Source organism: Marinomonas phycocola, assembly GCF_047525455.1.
In the GTDB taxonomy this organism is placed as follows: domain Bacteria; phylum Pseudomonadota; class Gammaproteobacteria; order Pseudomonadales; family Marinomonadaceae; genus Marinomonas.
Genome location: NZ_JBLIXL010000008.1, coordinates 85,723 through 102,174, shown reverse-complemented (window position 1 = coordinate 102,174; position 16,452 = coordinate 85,723). Strand labels below are relative to the sequence as shown.

At 38.6% G+C, this 16,452-nt stretch carries 16 protein-coding genes and 2 pseudogenes; 12 read left to right on the top strand and 6 right to left on the bottom strand.

Features of this window, described 5'->3' with window-relative positions; translation table 11 throughout:
• Nucleotides 1-12 precede the first annotated feature (12 nt).
• Both ACMUMJ_RS08220 and ACMUMJ_RS08215 read right to left on the bottom strand, forming a co-directional pair.
• Nucleotides 13-879: a DMT family transporter gene (locus ACMUMJ_RS08220; protein WP_414678337.1), complete on the bottom strand. Its 867-nt coding sequence runs from the start codon at nt 877-879 to the stop codon at nt 13-15.
• A gap of 110 nt (nt 880-989) precedes the next feature.
• Nucleotides 990-1,706 (bottom strand): AraC family transcriptional regulator, encoded by a 717-nt coding sequence (locus tag ACMUMJ_RS08215; protein ID WP_414678336.1) that lies wholly within the window; start codon nt 1,704-1,706, stop codon nt 990-992.
• 127 nt (nt 1,707-1,833) lie between these two features.
• On the opposite strand from ACMUMJ_RS08215, the gene ACMUMJ_RS08210 reads away from it, so the two are divergent.
• Nucleotides 1,834-2,430, top strand: a complete 597-nt coding sequence (locus ACMUMJ_RS08210; RefSeq protein WP_414678335.1) for a hypothetical protein — start codon at nt 1,834-1,836, stop codon at nt 2,428-2,430.
• Here ACMUMJ_RS08210 and ACMUMJ_RS08205 read toward each other — a convergent pair.
• Nucleotides 2,417-2,635 (bottom strand): hypothetical protein, encoded by a 219-nt coding sequence (locus ACMUMJ_RS08205; RefSeq protein WP_414678334.1) that lies wholly within the window; start codon nt 2,633-2,635, stop codon nt 2,417-2,419. The two genes, ACMUMJ_RS08210 and ACMUMJ_RS08205, sit on opposite strands and share 14 nt — an antisense overlap.
• Before the next feature lie 189 nt (nt 2,636-2,824).
• On the opposite strand from ACMUMJ_RS08205, the gene ACMUMJ_RS08200 reads away from it, so the two are divergent.
• The 3 genes from ACMUMJ_RS08200 to ACMUMJ_RS08190 are packed head-to-tail and all read left to right on the top strand — an operon-like array spanning nt 2,825 to nt 7,006.
• Entirely contained in the window at nt 2,825-4,678 is a 1,854-nt protein-coding gene (locus tag ACMUMJ_RS08200; protein WP_414678332.1) for an ABC transporter ATP-binding protein, read from the top strand.
• Nucleotides 4,671-6,518 carry an ABC transporter ATP-binding protein gene (locus ACMUMJ_RS08195; RefSeq protein WP_414678331.1) on the top strand — a complete coding sequence of 616 codons (1,848 nt, stop codon included), beginning with the start codon at nt 4,671-4,673 and terminating at the stop codon, nt 6,516-6,518. Before ACMUMJ_RS08200 ends, ACMUMJ_RS08195 begins: the two co-directional genes overlap by 8 nt.
• Before the next feature lie 8 nt (nt 6,519-6,526).
• Nucleotides 6,527-7,006: a GNAT family N-acetyltransferase gene (locus ACMUMJ_RS08190; RefSeq protein ID WP_414678330.1), complete on the top strand. Its 480-nt coding sequence runs from the start codon at nt 6,527-6,529 to the stop codon at nt 7,004-7,006.
• A gap of 36 nt (nt 7,007-7,042) precedes the next feature.
• Here the strand turns inward: ACMUMJ_RS08190 and ACMUMJ_RS08185 are convergent, their stop codons facing one another.
• Nucleotides 7,043-8,038, bottom strand: coding sequence for a LysR family transcriptional regulator (locus tag ACMUMJ_RS08185; RefSeq protein WP_414678329.1), 996 nt, complete (start codon nt 8,036-8,038; stop codon nt 7,043-7,045).
• A gap of 37 nt (nt 8,039-8,075) precedes the next feature.
• Between ACMUMJ_RS08185 and ACMUMJ_RS08180 the strand changes: the two genes are divergently transcribed.
• From ACMUMJ_RS08180 to ACMUMJ_RS08150, 8 genes and pseudogenes are all read left to right on the top strand, one after another.
• Complete coding sequence (locus ACMUMJ_RS08180; protein ID WP_414678328.1) at nt 8,076-8,993, top strand: DMT family transporter; 918 nt, start codon at nt 8,076-8,078, stop codon at nt 8,991-8,993.
• A 188-nt stretch (nt 8,994-9,181) separates the two neighbouring features.
• Nucleotides 9,182-9,989 (top strand): annotated as a pseudogene (locus ACMUMJ_RS08175) (IS982 family transposase).
• A gap of 612 nt (nt 9,990-10,601) precedes the next feature.
• Entirely contained in the window at nt 10,602-11,537 is a 936-nt protein-coding gene (locus ACMUMJ_RS08170) for a LysR family transcriptional regulator (protein WP_414678327.1), read from the top strand.
• Between the two features lie 141 nt (nt 11,538-11,678).
• On the top strand, nt 11,679-12,305 hold the full coding sequence (locus ACMUMJ_RS08165) for a LysE family translocator (RefSeq protein WP_414678326.1): 627 nt from the start codon (nt 11,679-11,681) through the stop codon (nt 12,303-12,305).
• Nucleotides 12,306-12,352: 47 nt separating this feature from the next.
• Nucleotides 12,353-12,549, top strand: a pseudogene (locus ACMUMJ_RS16875) (IS30 family transposase); the annotation flags it as partial.
• Nucleotides 12,550-12,749: 200 nt separating this feature from the next.
• Nucleotides 12,750-13,379 (top strand): LysE family translocator, encoded by a 630-nt coding sequence (locus tag ACMUMJ_RS08160; protein ID WP_414678325.1) that lies wholly within the window; start codon nt 12,750-12,752, stop codon nt 13,377-13,379.
• 62 nt (nt 13,380-13,441) lie between these two features.
• On the top strand, nt 13,442-13,552 hold the full coding sequence (locus tag ACMUMJ_RS08155) for a 4a-hydroxytetrahydrobiopterin dehydratase (protein WP_414678324.1): 111 nt from the start codon (nt 13,442-13,444) through the stop codon (nt 13,550-13,552).
• A 372-nt stretch (nt 13,553-13,924) separates the two neighbouring features.
• On the top strand, nt 13,925-13,999 hold the full coding sequence (locus ACMUMJ_RS08150) for a hypothetical protein (RefSeq protein ID WP_414678388.1): 75 nt from the start codon (nt 13,925-13,927) through the stop codon (nt 13,997-13,999).
• 170 nt (nt 14,000-14,169) lie between these two features.
• Here ACMUMJ_RS08150 and ACMUMJ_RS08145 read toward each other — a convergent pair whose 3' ends face one another.
• Together ACMUMJ_RS08145 and ACMUMJ_RS08140 are read right to left on the bottom strand one after the other, a co-directional pair.
• A complete protein-coding gene (locus tag ACMUMJ_RS08145) occupies nt 14,170-15,708 on the bottom strand; it encodes a SulP family inorganic anion transporter (RefSeq protein WP_414678323.1) in 1,539 nt (512 codons plus the stop codon).
• A gap of 210 nt (nt 15,709-15,918) precedes the next feature.
• Nucleotides 15,919-16,449, bottom strand: a complete 531-nt coding sequence (locus ACMUMJ_RS08140; protein ID WP_414678322.1) for a response regulator transcription factor — start codon at nt 16,447-16,449, stop codon at nt 15,919-15,921.
• Between the last annotated feature and the right edge of the window lie 3 nt (nt 16,450-16,452).

Genomic DNA, 16,452 nt, shown 5'->3' with positions numbered 1-16,452 from the left:
TGGATTTGGCCTTTATTGAGTAAGTCGTAGTTGTAAAAAACCGAATAAATTTTTGTTGGCAATGACAGCACCCACCGCAATCAATGTCATCGCCACCACAATATTGTATGACCAAAGGTTCAGCCCTGCCGCAGATAAGATAAAAGAGGACAGCACTGGCGTACTAAAGCTGAGAGAGGCAAGCAGCGCTTTATTGCCGTACTTTAGCCCGATATCCCATAGATAGAATGCGCCACCAACAGGCCCTAACCCCAGCAGAATTACCCCTACCCACTGTTGCCATGTTAACTCCCAGTAGCCTGTTTCAAAGTGCAGGTGTGATGCAAAAGCCAAAGCTGATACCGCTAAAGAAAGCCAGCCTACGTCTTCCACATCGTTTTTTGATCCTGTTAAAAACCATGAGTAGCTTGACCAGATACAAGCACACGCCATAGAGAGTAAATAACCCCAGACGTATTTCTGATCAAAGCCGATTTGATTGTCTTTTAGCACGATAAATGCAATGCCTAAAAAACCTAATAAGCCACCAATCAGTGCGCTAAGACGAGTCTGTCGTGTTGAAACAAATAGGGTTAACAATAATGGCCATGAATACACAATGAGGCTAACTTCTATCGCTGACGCAAATTTTAACGCCATAAAATAACAAAAATGAAAGCCGAATAACCCAGCTACACCAAGGATCCATTGTGTTCTTGTTAAGCTTGGGCGAGTAAACAAAGGCTTTCTTTGATAGGCTCTTTTTAACACCATGATAAGTGCGGAAATAAAAAAGCACATAGACAACAGCTGGAATGCGGGTATCTCTATGGTTAGGGTTCCTAATAATGCCAGTAGCCCCCAAAGCAGTAATGCGACAATACCTAGGTAAGTTGACATGAGAATGCTCCTCTATTGGGTTCAACAAAAATGAATAGAACCATTCTAATTTGCGACAATTTTCAAAATAGGCCAAAAAGCCGATTTTAGTTCACGTAAAGCCGTAATGATTAGGTATGAGATTTTGCATACGTAAGAGGAGGCTGACCAAAATAGTGAGCAAAGCGTTTACCAAATGTAGAGGCATCGTTATAACCGACTTGCTCTGCAATAATAGCAAGCGGAGTGTCCGTATGAACTAATAGCGCATGCGCTTTTTCCATACGAACTTTGATTAGATATTGCATAGGAGGCATTTTCATATTGTGCTGAAAAACAGACTTGAATTGACTCAAACTTAAACAAGCGATGTCTGCTAATTGAGCCAGTGTCCATTTTTTGTTTAATTCTTTATGAATTTCATGGAGCACTTTTTCGATGCGTTTGTCTTTTTGATGATCTAGATTTTGATTTTCTAGCAAACGTTTGAATAAGGCCAAGCAATGGTTCTCTAATTCTTTGTTTGCCAAATGTTGAAGTTGAGTATCGAGAAAATACAAATAAGATTTTAGAGGTGGCGAAATAGAAAAGAGCGCTATGTCTTGATGTGCAAAATTTAGAGGCAACTCATCTAAATCTGCAACAATAAAGCGAGATTTTTCATCCGCTTGAAAAGAGTGCGTTTGATTCTTACTAATGACACAACATTCTCCTATTCTAACGTTTAAAGGGTTGTTATCTAACGTAATCTCGATAAACCCTTGTAACGGCAGCACCAATTGGTGATAAGCATGTTTATGCTGGCGAATGGCTTTTGAATAAGAGCGTACGGATAATAGGTCGCGCATAATAAGTTTTTGTAAACATCCAGAAAAAAGGCGTTTTGGTCTTTTCATTAACCGTGATTAACGTTAAATTTAACTAATCGGGACATGAATCTCAATCGTAGTTTCTAGGGAATAACAAGGACGACAAATGAATAAGATAATTTTAGTAATCAGCGGTGTATTAATTAACAGTGCATTGATTGGATGTATATCTATGAATTCTCCCAAAGTGTTTCAAGACTTCGAGGTTACTTCGGTTTCTATTTCTGACGCTCTTAAGCAGGATCTACAAACGATTCCGTGGGTTGCAGGGGAGTTTAGACAATACACACAGCAAAACGGTCATAAAGCATTTGCTACCTATCGAAAACAAGGGAAAATAAAAGCGACCGGTTTTTCAGATGAAAAATTAACTCGATCACTGGCGATATCAGAAGCATTAAGGCTATGTCATGCCTATGCAAATGTTCGTACTGGTTGTGAAATTGAATTGATTGAAGGCACTCAAGCTGAGGTTGTTGATCTAAGTAAGTATCCAAAAGAAGTCATTGGTTATCCTGACGTCGCGCACTATGATTATTATCAAAAGCAAAAAGGCCATAAAGCTTTAGCAGGCAACCTTTCAGGTATCTTGGGCGGTGCAATGGCTAAGACCGAGCTAAAAGCGCAAAAGAAAGCCATTGAATTATGCCGTATTAATGCTCACTTTTCTGCTAACCGCTGTTATATCATTACATCTGAGTAAAATAAAAATCGACCAATATATTGTTGGTACCTAGGGAAGGTGCGAATAAGTCCTCTTGTCTTAGCATGTGGATAAAAGCCTGAGTCTTAGTAGACTTATTCGCACCTTCCCTAAGGATTAATAGCGGTTTTTGGTTGCCGTTATTAATTAGCTCTTTTCTGTGTGACATGCCGAAAGCGGTAACCTTATTCAGAATAAAGCGCATTAAGAGCACCTCGATTACCTATCTCTTCTTTTTCTTCGAAGAGTCAAAAAATGCCTCTTGTCTAGATCAAAACCCTTCCACCTTATTTATATTTAATTACATCAAAATTATTATTTGATTCATCTTTCTCATACTGAGAGTGTGTATACTCATGTGCTTTCTGTTTTTTACAATGCTGGTTGTATTATTTTGAACGAATTACGCTTATTTCTTTCTTATGCGCTGCAACATAAGTACTCCTATTTATTGGGTGTTGTGTGCCTTTTTATAACCAACTTGTTGGCGGTAACCATCCCTGTTTATCTGGGAGAAAGCATTGATTTACTTGGCGAATCGGGTGATGGAGATTATGAACAGCTTATTGAGAAAATTTACTGGGTTATTGCGTTCGCATTGTGTGTGTTGTTAACCCGTACGGCTTCTCGAATGTTGTTCTTTAATCCTGGTCGGCTGGTGGAAAAAGACTTTAAAAACGATGCTTTTAAAATACTGACTCAATCCCAGCAACGATTTTACCGTTCAAACCCTGTAGGTGGATTAATATCGATTGTGAACAACGACATTAATGGAATACGTGCCATGGCGGGAGTCGGCATGATGAACGTATTTAACATCTTTTTCACACTTTCAATGACGCCAATAAAGATGTGGCAAATTTCTCCCAGTTTGATGTTGTATTGTCTTGCTCCTGTGTTGGTGGCGTTTTTAATTGTGAACTATGCCATTGCGACCATGCGCAAGTTGATGTCACAAAGAATGCGTCACCTGCAGGTGTTATCCTCTCAAACTGTAAACTTTTTAAACGGCGTTGAAGTGATAAAAAGCAGTGGTATTCAATCTTGGGCGTTGAAGCGGTTTGATCAAAGTAACGAAGATATCTTAGATGTTTCATTGCAGCAGTTGCGTATTCGCACCTTTATTATGCCTGTTTTAGAGTTTACCGAATCGGTGCTAAAAATTATTATTTTAGGTGTCGGAGGCTGGTATTTGGTTCAATCAGAGCTTTCTTTAGGAGACATTACTGCTTTCCTTGCTTATGCAACGTTATTGGCGATGCCATTCATGTCATTAGGCCGTTTAATTTCTACCGTTCAAATGGGTATGGTTAGCTTAAAAAGCATGGGCCGTATTTTGAATCAAACTATAGTAGATGAAAACACGTTGTCAGAATCCGAAAAAGCATCGTTTAAGCAAGAGCTACTTTTCTCGAAGGGCTTACAAATTAGGAATTTGAATTTTAGTTACCCAAAAACAACGGAATCTACGAATCAAAAGGACTTACATAATGGTGTGGTTAAAAATGATGTTGTTCAAAACGATATGGTTAAAAGTGAATTTGCTTTAAAAAACATCTCCTTTGACATCAAACCCGGTGAAAAAGTGGCTATTTTAGGCCGTGTTGGTAGTGGTAAGTCTACATTGGTTAATTGTCTAAATCGTTTTTATGATGTGCCTGAAAACAGTATTTTTATTGATGGTTTTGACGTAACCAAATTGTCTCGTCATGAACTTCGTTCTGCCGTAAGGACGATTACACAAGAACCTTTTTTATTCTCTGATACATTAAAAAACAATATCGAATTTGGCTCTAGTCAATCTGAAACATCTCTCTCTATGCAGGAAGTATTGCAACAAAGCGCGATGGAAAAAGAAGTAAAAACCTTCCCAGAAGGCATTCAAACATTAGTGGGAGAGAAGGGGATTTTGTTATCAGGAGGGCAGAAACAACGTATTAGCTTAGCGAGAGGCATGTATACACCCGCAAAATTGATGGTGCTAGACAATGTTCTTTCTGCTGTGGATAACGAAACGGAACGGTTTTTATTGGATCAAATCTTTAATCATACTCAAGCTGACAGTTGTTTGATTGTCTCGCATCGTCAGGCGGTATTAGAGCGAGTGGATAAAATTCTATTATTGGAAGACGGTGAAATTACCGCATCAGGTAGCCATGACGAATTACTAATGTCTTCGGATTTATATCGTGAAACGTGGCAATTTCTTCAAACGGGAACATCAGGAGAGGAAGAAAAAAATGCCTAAAGTAAAGAGTACCTCCTCGTTGAGTAATAACCTAGATTCTACCTCTGGCAGCACGCCTATTGCTGAGCCTCAAGATAAAAAACTGACGTTAAAAGAATATTGGCAGCAGTTCTTGCCTTTTATGGCTCCGTATAAAAAGCTGTACTTTTTGGGGCTATTGCCGATTCCAATTTCAATTTTTTGTAGTATCGCGTTTCCTTGGCTGATTATTCAAATCGTTGATAAACAACTGACGGAGCAAAAATGGGAAGGAATGCCTCTTTGGCTGTTGTTGATTTCTCTTGTGCTGGTGGCAAACTACATTGCCAGTTCGAGCTACTCTTACTTTATTCAAAAAGCTGCGCTTTACACAATGCGCGATATGCGAATAAACATGTTTAATCGAGTGTTGAATTTTCCCCGTAGTTATTTTGATAAGACCCCAATGGGTTCGGTGTTAACGCGCCTAACCAGTGATTTAGAAGCCATCAATGAATCGCTTGCTTCGGGTTTATTAGCCATGGTTCGAGATGTGTTGATTACTACAGCGTTGTTGATTTTCCTTGCAACCATTAGTTGGCAGCTCACGCTTGTCACTTTAATTATTGCCCCGCCTATTTATTGGATTACCTCCGTTTTAAGGAAGCTATTACATGACTCTCAGCTTGAGTCGCGTAAAGTGCTTTCTCAGAGTACGGGTTACTTGCAAGAAAGTTTACAGGGGATTAAAACCGTACAACTTTACAATGCTGAAAAAGAGTCCCAGTCTCGTTTTGCTACTTTTACCAATGCTTTTTTTCGCTTTCAATCACGATCCAATTTAATAGATGCGAGTTTGTTTTCAATTATCGAAGGCATCACGACCATTAGTATGGGTTTGATTATCTGGTACGGTGCCCATGAAATTTTAGCCGCTGCATTATCTGTTGGTGTGTTAATTGGTTTTATTCAAACGTTGGATAAAATTTTTGTGCCTGTGAGGGACTTTACATCGCAAATTGCTTCTATTCAACGAGCGTTAGCGGCGTTGAGTAATATTCAAACGCTTTATAATCAACCATTAGAAACCGATAATGATGAGGCGCACTTATCGTCATCTCAAATCAAGTTCATGAATGAACAGCTCAAATCGTTTGTTTCTTTGGAGTTTGATCAGGTTCGCTTTCGATACAGCCCGACGGGGCCTTATGTTTTAAAAGGGGTGACCTTTTCATTAAATAAAGGCGATAAAATAGCCTTAGTTGGCAGCACAGGCTCTGGAAAATCAACCATTTTACGATTGCTAACAAAAACTTATAATGATTACGAAGGTAGCATTAAGCTAAATGGTCTTGAGCTCAGAGAGATTCCTAAAAAATGGGTAAATAACTTCTTTTCGTTAATGCAACAAGAGGTGTATTTATTCAATGAAAGTTTGGCTTTTAATATTGGTTTACAACGGGAAGGCATAAGCGAGGAAGCTATAAAAGCTGCCGCTAAATACGTCTATGCCGATGAATTTATTGAAAAGCTGCCCAATGGGTATCAATTTGTATTAGCAGAAAACGGCAGTAATTTATCCGCAGGGCAAGCACAGTTAGTTGCTTTTGCCCGTGCGATGGCCAGCGGCAGCGATCTTGTGTTGCTGGATGAAGCCACCAGCTCCGTAGACTCTGTGACGGAGAATATGATCCAACGGGCGATTGATCATGTGTTTGCTGAAAAAACGGTCATCGCCATCGCCCATAGACTCAGTACGATTCAACATTCAGATCAGATTATCGTACTGGATCAAGGCGAGATTATTGAAAAAGGAACACATGACTCGCTGGTTTTACAGGGAGGATTTTACGCCAACCTTGTGGAAAGTACGGACGAGTAGGAAATTTTATGGATATTAAATTTGAACCGATTGATGTTGACGTGAATTTCTCACGTTGTTTAGCCTTTCGACGTGATGCTCATTTTTGCAGTTTTAATACTTATGTTGGTTATGAAGCGTCTATTAATGGCTATGAAACGCAAATGCGTCAACGAATAAATGAGAGTAATTGGCATTACATTCATATGTTGTGTGGGAATGAAATTATAGGGCAGTTGGAATTTAGATCATTTTCAGATTTGCCTGAAATGGGTTACGTTCATTTAGTGTATATTGTGCCTAAATACCGAGGTCTAGGGATAGCAGGACTCGCTCAGAGCTTTATTATTCAAACGTTAATTTCTAATGGTTGTAAAAGTGCGATGCTATTGGTTAGCCGAACAAATAAACGGGCAATCAATCATTATAAACGCTTTGGTTGGGAATACGTAAAGCCTAATGCTAAAGATGACATAACGGATTTTTATAAGTGTCAGTTTTGCCTATAAAAAGCACTTCACCGAACTATAACGTATTACCTTATTCTATAGCCCCTTAATCCATTGGGTTTTTGCGTAGTATTTCAGGAGCTTAATGAATTCTTTTTCAATGATTCTTTGTTTTTTGTCCAAGAGTTGAATGATATTAATGTGATTTGGTTCACCTCTAGAATGAGGTGTAATTTCGATGAATTCTCCTTGATTGACGTAGTTTTGCGTCACAATACTTCCAGAAACAAACAGCCCTAAATCCCTATGAGCGCATTCTAAAATTGTGAGTCCGTGTGCCGTCGTGAGTTTCTTTTTTAAAGAGAGAGGAGTCTTGTTGAATTGATAATGAAACCAGCTCTTGATGTCCATGGAATCCTTTCTTAAAGAAAGAAAATCTTGTTTGGATAAGCACTCAAAGGATACGTCACCTTTTATATGTTCGTGGTAATAATTTGCAGAGCACAGCATGACAATGTATTCGTCTATTAATGGCTCTCTATGACAAAACGCATGAAATTCTCTTTGTAAGCTGACACCGCCAAATACGTCAATAATGGCTAGATCCAGTTTTCCTGATAAGACAAGCTCACTCAAGGAGTGTGAATCGGCTAGCGTGAGATTTATCTCTACATTTGGATTGATTTTGTTGTAGGCCTCAATGATCTTTGGCATGTGGAATGCCCCAGATGCAGGCGGTGCACCTATATTCAGCATCCCAGCATTGATAGACTGATTGGATTTGATGCTGTTTACGGTTTCTGTAATCTCATTTAACAGTGGTGACAAGGAATCAGCCAATTCATGAGCAATGGAGGTTGGGTTTAATCCTTTTGGTGTTCGAGTAAACAAACTCGCGCCTAGCTCAGATTCCAATTTTGTTAAATTCTGGCTGATTGCTGAGCGGGTAACGTGCAGAGATTCCGCTGCTTTGGCGGTGCTGCCACATTCATAAAGTGATTTAAAAACATGCAATCGATTTAAAATCATAGAGGGTAAGTAAAACTTAACAAGTTGATTAAAAAGTGTTGTTTTGATTGTTGCTTTGTTCATGGCATATTGTCAACATTGAAAACGTGAGAGGTGTTGCATGAACAGAACAAGGTTAATTGGCCTTGCTGCCGGACTGGGTGTTACCTTAACTTGGGCAAGCTGGTCTATTGCTACTAAAGTTGGACTGAAAGCGGATATGGAAGTACTGGATTTAATGGCTTTAAGGTTGTTGGTTGGAGGGCTTCTAGTTGCGCCTTTCCTGATCTACTTTAACGCATGGAAAGGACTCTCTTGGAAACAATATTTGATACTGGGATTCTTTGGTGGTGTGCCGCATAGTTTGTTAGCCTATGGAGGGCTTGAGCGTACATCGATCACGCATTTTAGTGTATTTGTTTATGGTATGGCACCTGTGATGACCGCGTTGGTTGGGTATGTATTGTTATCGAAAAAAATCAATAAAAATCAATTGATTGGTGCTAGTTTTATCATATTAGGTATTGCGGCTATTGGCTATGAAGACATTATGAAGGGGCTGAATATGACCGCTTGGACAGGTAACATGATGGCTCTTGGCGGGATTACATCTTTTGTTGTGTATATGATTTTTGCGGATAAGTGGAAGATTACAGTCACCCAAAGTTTAATGGCGTGTACCTTTCTTAATGGCTTGGTTTTTGTGCCTTACTGGTGGGCATTTACAGACACGTCATTGTGGCAACTCAGTGCCAATGATTTGATCTTTCATGGTACTTTTCAAGGGATTGTTCCCGGTGTGCTTGCAATCTTTATGACAGCCGTAGCGACTCGCAATATCGGTGCAGATCTAGCGTCATTATTTTTTGCATTGATTCCCATTGTTGCTTCACTTTTTGCCGTCTTGCTATTAGGCGAGGTGATGACATTAGCGATTGTTGCTGGTCTATTTTTTGCCGCGATTGGTGTATTGATATGTTCGGTTAAGTTTGATTTTTTACCTGATTCAAAAAGAACAGCAGAGCGGTTAATTTCATAGTCAACTTGTGGTTAACAAATCGCAGAGTTATTGAAAATACGCCCGAGAACAACGTCTAACTAACCAGAGAAAGGCTCTCTATAAAGATACCTATTACCCGTGGTGCATTTGGAAAATAAGGTGAAAGGAGTAAGTTACTCACCCTCAATAAGAGATTATCATTAATTATCTAGAAAAATGGTAATACGATGAGTAACTTACAGACTGTTTATAACAAAATTTTAACTTTACTGCACTCCCTTGAGCCGATTGACAATTTTTTGAATCAAATCAGGTTGCCAAAACTCACCGATAAAGAGCTGTTGGCCTTAAGTTTAGCGGCAGAATGTTTGGGTATTGATTCTGAACATTTTCTTTTTAAACAGTTGCCTCCAGAAGTCATTGGACGTATTGAACGCTCCGTTTATAACAGAAGAGTTCGAAAACTTAGCTTTAAATTGGAAGAACTTAGGCAAAGTATTGTTCACGAAATTTGCCCTGAAAGTGATCTTTATATTGTGGACAGTATGCCACTAGAAGTGTGTCGACTAAGTCGAGCGAATCGAAGTAAAGTTACTGCGCAGCCCAAGAAAAACGGTATTTTGGGTACAAACTTCATGCCGTTTGTACGCCTGATGGAATTCTAAAAATATTCGATATATCAAAGTCTTCACTGCATGACATTCATTATTTGAACGACATTCAAGAGGGGCTGAAGAACTGTGTTTTAGTGGGTGATAAAGGGTATTTAAGTCAGCAATAGCAACATTATTTGTTTGAGCACTCTTTGATTAATTTAAAAACACCCATGCGCAAAAACAGCTCAATTTTAAAGCGTTTCCTAGCCATTATCGTAAGGCTAGAAAACGGATTGAAACGTTGTTTTTTCAATTATGTGATCAGTTTATGATTCACCGTAACTACGCTAAATCGTTTGGAGGAATCAGTCGAAGAATGCTCACTAAAATAGCCTCACTGACTATTATTCAATGGTTGAATCATTTAGGAACATTGTAATCTAATAAATGCATCACGGGTTTAATAGGTTATTTTTTATAGGCATTTTATGGTGCGGATAAGGCTTTAATCCCACAGGAATTCTATTTTACTACGAATCAAAGCAATAAAATTGCCCAAAATCATGCTTTTATTCAAAGCAGCTGAAGTCGTGTAATTACGGATATTTTCGACTTTAAAGCATGGACTAATTTGAGATTGTAATGGTTTAATGATTTTGTAGGGGTCTATAGCCTACAATTTATCTAAATATAGGAATCAGATCCTGACGATTAAAACCCGAAAAGAACGACAAAGTTACATACCCAAACAAAAGTGTGAATATGCTAGGGAAGGTGCGAATAAGTCTACTAAGACTCAGTCTTTCAGAGAAACCGTCAAATAAGGATAGAAGAACACTATTCCAATCAGAAAATTATGGATATATCAGGCGTTGGATCGACCTCCGAGCCATATATGAACACTCCGGGGTAGTCCATATATGTCTTTGATTACCTCAGGGTTATTTGGCCATTACATGGTTTTTGATAGAAAAACATGAATATCAATAAATTAAATCCTGATATAAAGTAGAGTACACGGATAAAATTTCATTAGTATTAGGGTGTTATTTTGAACAACTATAAATTATTACCTGCTTTAGTTTCAATACTCAAAACTCTTAATTTGACTGAATCGGCTAATCAACTAAATGTAACTCAGTCGGCTATGAGTAAAACACTAGGTCAGCTTAGAATTGCATTTAATGATAAAATTATTGTGAGAGAAGCGAACCAATTTATATTGACACCGAAAGGTGAAAAGCTTAGACAAAATCTACCTATGCTTATTCAGCAGATTGACAATTTATATGCTCCTGAGTCAATGGTTATGAATGAATGCAGCCGTAAATTTATATTCTCCTCAAGTGATTATGTCGCTCAAGCGTTACTCCCTTTAATTTTCAATAGTATGGAAGCGGAAGCACCAAATGTAAGTGTGGAATTTCTTTTATGGCAGAAAGATAGTTTAACAAGTTTTACTGATCATAATATAGATTTAGTGACAACTATCGCTGATGCAGTTCCTGAAAATTTATACGGTAAAAGAATGGCCGAAGATAAGTTAGTAGTTGTATGTAGAAAGGAACATCCTGCATTTCAAAATAATATGGATCTTAATGATTATATCAACAGCCGACATATCTTAATTAGTGGAGGAGGGGATAAAAATAGCCCTGTTGATAATGCATTAGCTGATAAGGGTTTAAGTCGAAAAATTGTTGTTAGCGCGCCCTTTTTTCAAGCCGCAATTGAGCTATTGTTGGAAACAGATTCTTTATTAACCATTCCATTGCATATAGCTGCTGATTTCTCTCAACGATGTGATTTAAGCATTAAAGCATTACCATTGGATATTGCACCTCATCATTATTACTTATTATGGCACGCTAAACACAACGATGACCCCGAGCATATTTGGTTTAGGGAAGTGTGTTTTCCTATTATTAAAAATCATTTAAGTAATACTATTTCCTTAGGTATGAAACTAGCTCATGCTTACAAGTAGTTTTTGCACATTGAATTTATTTTTTATCACATTATTATGTATGCTTCTTTATTGTTTATTAAAGTTTTGAGGGTAGAGATAATACCTTTTACCCCCAACTTTAAAAAGCACGCTTTATTATCAATATAAGGGAACATAGTAGTGCTAAATTTAACCTATTTAAGTGGTTTTTTACTTGCTACAGCAGTTATAGTTTTAACACCAGGGTCTACAGTTGCATTGGCATCAAGCCAAGCTGTGAGATACGGACCAAAAGCGGCTGTTCTTGTTGTTATTGGTGACGCTGTAGGGACATTCTTGCAAATACTGATAGCAACAGCAGGTTTGAAATTGCTACTTGAATATGCGTTATCTTATCTACCACATTTGCAAATTATGGGCGGTGGCTATATCCTTTATTTAAGTTATATAGCCTTCCGTGCCCCGACTATAGTAACTGATGCAAGTTTAGCTCCTACAGGCTTCTTTCCTGCGATATCTAGTGGTTTTGTAGCTTGTGTGACAAATCCAAAATCTATAATATTTTTTATTGCATTATTCCCTAGCTTTATTGATCCCACTTTAAATATAGCCATTCAATCAACTGTATATGGTTTTATTTTTATTTTATTAGATGCCTTTTTCATTATGCTTTATGCACTCCTTGCTTTTTATATTTTCAATAGAGACTCAACTCAAAGAATAAATATAAATATGGTTAGTGGTTGTGGATTTTTGTTTATTGCTTCTTTACTTATATTCAGAGGTATCAATGAGTATATGATTTAGTGTGCTACCAGATAAATTAATGCCTAAATCTTACTAAAAACACGCTCTCAAGCCCAAAACGTGGAACGAATGAAAATAGCAACGGCCTTCTGAGGCAATATGTGTCCAAAGGTACGAATTTAAGACGTGTTACAGAGGAGAGAATAGACTTCACGATAAGACGAATAAAAAATCGTCCAAGGAAGTGTTTAGGGCTCAAGCAACAACCAGCCGTAATTTTTAGAACATTTGCTTAGTTGCTTGAAGTGAAAAGTGTCGCACTTCGGACTTGAATTCAGGTGCTACCAAACGTTTATTTTAACATTAGTGGCTTTGAGAAAATAACTGAAATAACGGAAGAGAAAATTAAAATTGACATAGAAAAGGCAAAAAAACAAGGTGATTTTAGATCGTTATATCCTCAACAAGAGTCTAATAAAAATGCGTAACTAAGTGGAGTCGATGATGTCACCAGAAATTATAATTACGTTTATTATGATCTCAACTCTATTATGTTTTTCTCCTGGACCAGATAATATATTGATTTTAAGCCAATCCGCGATAAACGGTCGAAAAGTAGGTGTCTATATTACTCTTGGGCTCTGTATTGGGTTACTTATCCATACCTTATTAGTTTTTTTTGGGATTTCAGCTTTAATAAAAGCGAGCCCTATTGCCATTGAAATAATTCGGCTATTTGGCGCCAGTTACTTAACTTATCTCGCATGGGGGGCATTTAATACGAAGTCTGAATCGTTACCTAATTTAAAAAGTGAAGTGATAAAGGCAAATAAACTAATTCAAAAGGGAGCGATAATGAATCTATCAAACCCCAAAGTTATTATTTTCTTTTTAGCGTTTTTACCTCAATTTACTAGTACCTATGAAGGTGCTCTATCTGTCTCTTTACAGTTTTTATACCTAGGGTTGATTTTTACGATTGTTGCCTTTACTTCATTTAGTCTAATAGCTTATTTATCTGGCTTTTTAAGTGCTGTAATCTCTACCAAACCTAGCATTCAAACTATTTTAAATAAAATTTCAAGTGTCGTTTTTTTAGCTTTAGCAATTAACTTATTAATTAGTAATTTTTAAGGACCGTGATGAGCAATACAAAATTAACAAAGGTTGGTTTAAATAATCATCATCCTGAATGATTGAATGTTTACAGTAAAGTATTCGTGCAATTAACGACTCATGATGAATGGGGGATTAGCAAGAAAGATTTTGCCTTGGCTGCGTATATGGATGAAGTTAGTAATAGTTAAATCTTCTATGGTATTAAGTAAGTGTCTGTAGTGGTCAACCTTTTTTGGTCGGTCAATTAGAGGTCTTCCAATAAAATGTTTCTTTTTTATTCAGGGACAATCCAAGGTTATGGCTGTGGAGTCTTATCGAGTTTTAACATTTATAAATGTAATCTTGTATACAATCATTCGCTACAATCTCATTCTTAGATATGTTCTCAGTATTCGATCTTTATAGGTCATACAGTTAACTTATATATTTCAATAGGTTAGAATAAATGGTATAGAGCGATTCAGGTCAACCATGTGATTGTTTAATAATTTCGAGGTGCGTTTAAATGTCGATAACGCGTCTGCGAGTAATACGAAAGATTAGTATAATCAACGGCTAACATTGATAATAACCGAGCCGAGAGAGCCATCAATCCCTTCGTCATTGGGCGTGAGACGTCGCAACAGTGCTTTTAAAAAAAGGAATGTAACAGAACGGATTGAAACTGAGCGCTCTAAAAGTCGTATGTTAAACAGAGCAAAAAAAGACCGACTAATCAACTTAGTCGGTCTTTTTGCTATCTTAAATTCAGACTTAAAGCCAAGCGCCGAATGAATGGGCTATTGGTAATAGCCCATTTGAACAATTAGTCTAGTTTGTCTGTTGCTACTTGGTAGTCAGGGTCTTCTAGATAGTTCACTTCGACTAATGAACCTGCTTGCTTAAGAAGAGTATGACATTCGCGGCTTAAATGGCGAATGTGCAATCTTTTGCCTTCTTTTTCATAGCGTTCTGCAAGTGCGTCGATGGCTTCTAAACCAGAATGATCGACAACGCGGGCGTTTTTGAATTCAACAACCACGTCAGATGGGTCATTTTTTTGATCGAAAATTTCTAGGAAGTGGCTGACAGAGCCGAAGAAAAGCGGGCCGTTAAGGTCATATACTTTCCAGCCATTCTCATCAATACGTGTATTGGCTTGAATGTGTTTCGCATGTTCCCAAGCGAAAACCAGAGCCGACACGATAACACCTACAAAAACCGCAATGGCCAAGTCAGTAAACACGGTTACCGTGGACACTAAGATTAATACGAAGGCATCGTGCTTGGGGACTTTTTTGATGATACGGAAGCTTGACCATTCAAACGTGCCAATCACCACCATAAACATGACCCCCACCAGCGCAGCCAGTGGAATTTGTTCAATTAGGAAAGCACCGAATAGAATAAACAGCATCAGTGCAACCGCTGCGGAAATGCCGGATAAACGGCCACGGCCACCCGAGTTAATATTGATCATGCTCTGGCCGATCATTGCACAACCGCCCATGCCACCGAAGAAGCCTGTGACGATGTTCGCTGTACCTTGTGCCACACATTCTTTGTTACTTTGGCCATGGGTCTGTGTCATTTCATCAATTAGACGCAATGTTAACAATGATTCGATCAAACCAATTGCTGCCAGAATGAAGGAGTATGGTGCAATAATGCGCAATGTTTCCCAAGTTAAAGGCACCATAGGAATAGAGAAGCTTGGTAACCCAGCGGCAATAGACGCCTCAACATCACCTGTCATTGACGCTAAGAAATCGACAACAGTACGAGTAGGAAGGTCTAAAAGTGTTACCAAAAGCGTTACTACAACAATGGCCGCCAAAGAGGATGGAATGGCTTTGGTTAACTTGGGTAGGAAATGGATGATTGCCATTGTCAGGCCAACTAAGCCCAACATAGTGAATAAGTCCGATCCAGTTAACCAAGATAAACTACCATCCGCATTCGGTATTTTAAATTGGCCCAGCTGAGCAAGGAATATAACGATAGCGAGTCCGTTCACAAAACCAAGCATAACAGGGTAAGGAACAATACGGATAAACTTCCCTAGTTTGAAAACACCCGCAACAATCTGGATGAGACCCATTAATACAACGGCGGCAAACAGATATTCGACTCCATGTTGAGCAACCAAAGACACCATTACAACGGCTAATGCCCCTGTTGCTCCTGAAATCATTCCAGGTCGCCCCCCGATTGCAGAAGTAATAAAGCCTACGATAGCAGCAGCATACAGACCTACCAAAGGTGCAACACCTGCCACAAAGGCAAAAGCGACAGCTTCTGGCACTAAGGCTAGAGCAACGGTAAGACCCGATAACAAATCGTTCTTAATATTCGATTTAGACATTCCGTCAGAATCCTAGTTGAGTTTATGAGTTCAAAAGAAGGGCGATCTACATTTATGTGCATGCCGAGCTTTAGGCGCACATGCTGCTTTTATATAAGCGAAAAGGATAATATCCAAGTGAGATCGCGCTACAGTATACCAGATAAGCGATGACGATCCAATGACACATAAGTACTGTTTACGTGTCATTGGATCGTCAAAAAAGGCGGTTTAACTGTTATCTAAAGGGTGCTTTTGCAGCTTTCTTTGAAGTGTGCGACGGTGCATTCCCAGCGCGCGTGCTGTCGCTGAAATGTTTCCATCCTGCTCAGCCATGACACGTTGAATGTGCTCCCATTCAACTCGATCAACAGACAGTGGTTTTGATGCAATTTCTACTTCCGACGTTTTATTACCTGTTAATGCCGCAAAAATATCATCACCAGAAGCGGGCTTGCAAAGGTAGTCTTGAGCGCCGCGCTTAATTGCTTCAACTGTACTGGGGATGCTGGCGTATCCTGTTAATACGACAATTTTTAAAGTAGGTTGGATGGCGAGAATCTGCTCAATGACAGTCAGCCCTGATTCTTTTTCCAGTTTTAAGTCCAGAGTGGCAAAGTCATGTTTTTCTTGTTGTAAATGCTTAATGGCAGCGCTGCTATTGAGCGCGGTATTGACGGTTAAACCTCGCCTTTCCATGGCTCTTTTCAGTGTAGAGATTAGTACTGCATCGTCATCTATAATTAATAGCTTTTGATTCATGCT

Excerpts from the sequence above, each read along its gene's own strand:
- ACMUMJ_RS08210 (WP_414678335.1), top strand. The coding sequence starts at position 1,834 with ATGAATAAGATAATTTTAGTAATCAGCGGTGTATTAATTAACAGTGCA.
- ACMUMJ_RS08145 (WP_414678323.1), bottom strand. The coding sequence starts at position 15,708 with ATGTCTAAATCGAATATTAAGAACGATTTGTTATCGGGTCTTACCGTT.
- ACMUMJ_RS08160 (WP_414678325.1), top strand. The coding sequence starts at position 12,750 with ATGTCACCAGAAATTATAATTACGTTTATTATGATCTCAACTCTATTA.
- ACMUMJ_RS08215 (WP_414678336.1), bottom strand. The coding sequence starts at position 1,706 with ATGCGCGACCTATTATCCGTACGCTCTTATTCAAAAGCCATTCGCCAG.
- ACMUMJ_RS08185 (WP_414678329.1), bottom strand. The coding sequence starts at position 8,038 with ATGAACAAAGCAACAATCAAAACAACACTTTTTAATCAACTTGTTAAG.
- ACMUMJ_RS08195 (WP_414678331.1), top strand. The coding sequence starts at position 4,671 with ATGCCTAAAGTAAAGAGTACCTCCTCGTTGAGTAATAACCTAGATTCT.
- ACMUMJ_RS08180 (WP_414678328.1), top strand. The coding sequence starts at position 8,076 with ATGAACAGAACAAGGTTAATTGGCCTTGCTGCCGGACTGGGTGTTACC.
- ACMUMJ_RS08220 (WP_414678337.1), bottom strand. The coding sequence starts at position 879 with ATGTCAACTTACCTAGGTATTGTCGCATTACTGCTTTGGGGGCTACTG.
- ACMUMJ_RS08140 (WP_414678322.1), bottom strand. The coding sequence starts at position 16,449 with ATGAATCAAAAGCTATTAATTATAGATGACGATGCAGTACTAATCTCT.
- ACMUMJ_RS08190 (WP_414678330.1), top strand. The coding sequence starts at position 6,527 with ATGGATATTAAATTTGAACCGATTGATGTTGACGTGAATTTCTCACGT.
- ACMUMJ_RS08205 (WP_414678334.1), bottom strand. The coding sequence starts at position 2,635 with ATGCGCTTTATTCTGAATAAGGTTACCGCTTTCGGCATGTCACACAGA.